This is a genomic window from Pseudanabaena biceps PCC 7429, from assembly GCF_000332215.1.
Classification (GTDB): domain Bacteria; phylum Cyanobacteriota; class Cyanobacteriia; order Pseudanabaenales; family Pseudanabaenaceae; genus Pseudanabaena; species Pseudanabaena biceps.
Genome location: NZ_ALWB01000342.1, coordinates 1 through 3,979 on the forward strand (window position 1 = coordinate 1; position 3,979 = coordinate 3,979).

Genomic DNA, 3,979 nt, shown 5'->3' on the forward strand with positions numbered 1-3,979 from the left:
AGCGATTCAACTGTACGTTACGTCAACGAGTATCTAGACTAGTTAGAAAGACCTTATCCTTTTCTAAGAAGTTGGAAAAATCACATTGGTGCCATTTGGAATTTTATTCATCATTACAACACTTCTTTACCTCCGTGTGCGTCCTTTCCTTTTTAGGACTACCTGAGTTCGGGATAATTTGAAAGGGGCATTGATAAAGGGTTTGCTACGCAAACCCTTTATCAATGCCCAAGAGTAAAAGCCTTGCGTAGCAAGGCTTTTACTCTTGGGCTTTTAAAATTTGCCAGCTTAAACCGAAATGACATTTTTTTAATTCCCTTTTTTAATTCCCTGAAGTGAGTCAACACTTCAGGGAATTGGTATAAGAGCTTAACTGGCGCATTCTCTCCCATGCTGGCGCAATATTTCCATGAGTTCGTCACGATAATCATGAAATATCTTGTGCCTTTTAACGGAAGCACTGCGATCGGGAAGATTGATGTTGATTTCCTTTCTGACTGTACCTGGTCTCGAACCGATTGCATAGATACGATTCGCTAAAAATACTGACTCCTCCACATCGTGAGTAATCATAAAGATCGTGATATTGGTGCGCTGCCAGAGATCGATCATAAATTCATGCATGGATTCCTTGGTGTGAACGTCCAAGGCGGAGAAAGGTTCATCCATCAGGAGAACTTTTGGCTCCGAGGCGAGTGCGCGGGCGATCGCTACCCTTTGTTTCATCCCACCCGATAATTGTTTAGGTAAAGCTTTCCCAAACTGAGATAAACCCACAACATTTAAATAGTAACTGGCGCGTTCTCTCCGAATCTTTTTGGGAACACCCAGCAACTTCAGCCCGAATTCGGCATTTTCTAAAACGCTCATCCAAGGATAAAGGGTGTAGTGCTGAAAAATCATGCCGCGATCGTGTCCTGGAGCGTTGATTAGCTGACCATCGACAATTACCTCCCCAGAAGTAGGGCGATCAAGCCCAGCTATCTGCCTTAATAAAGTAGATTTACCCGATCCTGAAGCGCCAACCGCACAAATATACTCACCTTGAGCAATAGTGATATTAATATCCTTTAAGACAACAAGCTGTCCATTTTGGGTGGGAAAGCTCTTATGGAGATTCTTGATTTGGATGTACATAATTTGCTCCTAATATTGCTCCAAATATTGAATGAGAATTTATAGCTATATTCACTTCAGTCAGGACATCAAACCCAATAGAGAGTTGCGGCGCGAAGCACCGCAACTCTCTATTGGGTTTGATGTTTGTCCTAACATTACTGAATATAGCCATATGAGAATTTTGAACGACAGGAATGAATGATTTGGATGGATTGTTATTGCTTTTGACTTGCCCACTGACAGGAAAACCGAATCATGGCTTGGAAAAAGAGATCGAAGGACAGCCCGATTGCACCAATTACAATCAAACCCACAAAAATCTCGTCGGTTTTTAAAAATCTACCCGCCACACTGATACGTCTTCCTAAACCTTCCGTTGCGGCAATTAACTCTGAGACGATAACCAATTGCCAAGCCGCCGCTAGGTTAATGCGGAAAGCATCAAGGATGCCAGGCAAGACATGGGGAAAGATGACCTGAAGTAAGGCAGATCTACGAGTACCGCCCAGAATATAGGTAGATTCAATTAACTCCTTCGGGACAAACTTGACAGTATCCATAACCATTAGGGAATTGAAAAAGAATACTCCGACAAAAATTAAAGTGATTTTTGGTTCTTCGCCAATGCCTAAATAGAGAATTAGTAACGGAATAAAAGCTGGCGCAGGCATATAGCGAATTAAGCCAAACAGAGGCTCCAATAAAGCCCGAATGCTTGCAAAGCTGCCCATTAAGACTCCAATAGGAATCGAAAACAAACCCACCAATAACGCGCCTACACCGATGCGCCATAGACTTGCCATCGTATCTTTTTGAATTTCGCCAGTACCCCATAATCTGGTAAAAGCTGTCGCTACTTGGGCTGGGGATGGCAAAAACTTTGTATCAATATGTCCAAAGGTCGTGACTACCCACCATAGCGAGAATGGTAGGAAAATCGAAGTGACGATTAGTGCAGCGTTTAGTCTAGGCGGCAATTCTTCCGCAATTTGCCAAAACACGCTGGAGTTAACCTTTCTCGGTCTGATAAATTCTCGAATTGACTTAGGTGTTTCATTCATCGCATTTATGGTTTTTTCACTTTTTGGGCGTATGCCTTGACAAAGCGATCGTCAAATAACTTACTGGTGTCAGGAGAGGTCTTAGCCAATCCCACTTCATTTAAGAACTTACTCATTTCCTTAGCCGCAAATGGTAAAGAGTTCATATCCTTACCGACTTCAAAAGCCTTGAGATTCTCTTCAACCGTAAAGATTTTGGTGCCATCAGCGTACTGTTTGTACTCATCCAAGCTCACACCCGCACGTTTTGCCATAATGTCATTGGCTTTTGCTGGATTTGCCTTAATGTAGTCAAGGGTTGCAAACCATGAATCTACGGTGGCTTGAACTTTTTCGGGATTAGTATCAACAAATTTGCGAGTGAATACCAAGTGATCGGAAATTGCCCCTGGAAAGTCCTTAGAACTGAATAGTTCTTTACTGCCAGTCCGTTTTAATGCTTGGGTTGTAAAGGGGGCAAATACGGCGACGGCATCCACCTGTCCACCCACAAAGGCTGTGGCAGCTTTACCAGTTTCGAGGGGTACGAATTGGATATCTTTTGGTGATAAGCCAGCTTTTTTCATTCCTAATAGCAGGAGGAAATGATCGACAGTCCCTTCCTCGGCGGCAACTTTTTTACCCTTAAGATCGGCGATCGAATTAATCCCTTCGCTGACAATTATTTTGTCGTTACCAGTTGAGTTGTCATTTACTAAAACAATTACCTGATCGGCTCCTCCTGCCACAGAGCTAACGGTATCGCCCAAGGTTTGACTATTGGCATCAATTTGCCCTGCGGTTAAAGTGCTGATCGATTCTAAATAACCATCAAACCATTTCAAATCAACGGTGAGATTACTCTTCTTGAAAATACCCTCGTCTTGCGCGACTTGCCAAGGAAACCATCCCGGCCAAGCACTAAATCCTAAGCGTAGTGAATCTGCTGCTTTACTAGGTGAGCTACTTGGTGCGGTGCTAGTCGTAGTTTGCATATTGCTAGCAGGATTTGTGCAACTAATAGTGAGAGTTAAAGCGACGAAAAATACGAGGAGAGAGGATAGAAGCGATCGCAATTTCATGACAGTTATTTTAGAGATTTGGTATTCAATTTGGTATTCAAATTAACAAAATGGAAAAGCCCAGAAGAAACTTTCAGATGGTAATCCTGAAGTTCCTCCCGGGCTTTTATCCCTCCGTGTAGCCAGCTAAACCTAACATCACTAGTAAAGGTAGTTGACCTGCTTCTCTTGGACCAGCATTTGGCTTAACGGTAAGTAATTATTACCTCAACCAAATCGGAACCCTAGAAACAATTAAATTTTTTTGTAAGTACCTCAGCAAAATTAAAATCCAGAGCTAAAACCTGCGGTACGAGCTGCGTGTAAGCCGCAAGTTTTAGAGTTTTATATTCAATTAAGCCCACTTACTTAGAATCAGTAATATTTCTATTCCTCAAAAGGCGATGTTATTAATCAAAAAATTTTCTGCAAAAATAAGCTATCAAGTAGACAGGAAAGTATTTGTGCTTGAATATACAAACTTCAAATATTATGGCTATAGTCAGTAATGTTAGGATAAACATCAAACCCAATAGAGAGTTGCGGTGCAAAGCGCCGCAACTCTCTATTGGGTTTGATGTCATTACTTACAGCGCTTTGCGCTCAAACCCAAACCAAGGAGATTTTTGAGAATCATTCGGGATTGGTATAATTTGAAGCGTATGTTGATTTTCATCGTAGGAATAAGAATTGCTCACCAGTACCAAAAATCCATTAGTCAAACAATTACGATCGCTTGGTGAAACAGCGAAGGATCGG

At 42.0% G+C, this 3,979-nt stretch carries 3 protein-coding genes, 1 pseudogene and 1 riboswitch; of the genes and pseudogenes, 1 reads left to right on the top strand and 3 read right to left on the bottom strand.

What is annotated here, in order from left to right; all coding sequences use genetic code 11:
• Nucleotides 1-156, top strand: a pseudogene (locus PSE7429_RS27420) (IS1 family transposase); the annotation flags it as partial.
• Nucleotides 157-369: 213 nt separating this feature from the next.
• On the opposite strand, the gene PSE7429_RS21985 reads toward PSE7429_RS27420, so the two are convergent.
• The 3 genes from PSE7429_RS21985 to PSE7429_RS21995 all read right to left on the bottom strand — a co-directional run bounded on the left by PSE7429_RS21985 (nucleotide 370) and on the right by PSE7429_RS21995 (nucleotide 3,241).
• Complete coding sequence (locus tag PSE7429_RS21985; RefSeq protein ID WP_009629586.1) at nucleotides 370-1,137, bottom strand: ABC transporter ATP-binding protein; 768 nt, start codon at nucleotides 1,135-1,137, stop codon at nucleotides 370-372.
• A 197-nt stretch (nucleotides 1,138-1,334) separates the two neighbouring features.
• Nucleotides 1,335-2,180, bottom strand: a complete 846-nt coding sequence (locus tag PSE7429_RS21990; protein WP_009629587.1) for an ABC transporter permease — start codon at nucleotides 2,178-2,180, stop codon at nucleotides 1,335-1,337.
• A gap of 5 nt (nucleotides 2,181-2,185) precedes the next feature.
• On the bottom strand, nucleotides 2,186-3,241 hold the full coding sequence (locus PSE7429_RS21995) for an ABC transporter substrate-binding protein (RefSeq protein WP_009629588.1): 1,056 nt from the start codon (nucleotides 3,239-3,241) through the stop codon (nucleotides 2,186-2,188).
• Between the two features lie 93 nt (nucleotides 3,242-3,334).
• Nucleotides 3,335-3,480: riboswitch (guanidine-I (ykkC/yxkD leader) on the bottom strand.
• Nucleotides 3,481-3,979: the final 499 nt, after the last annotated feature.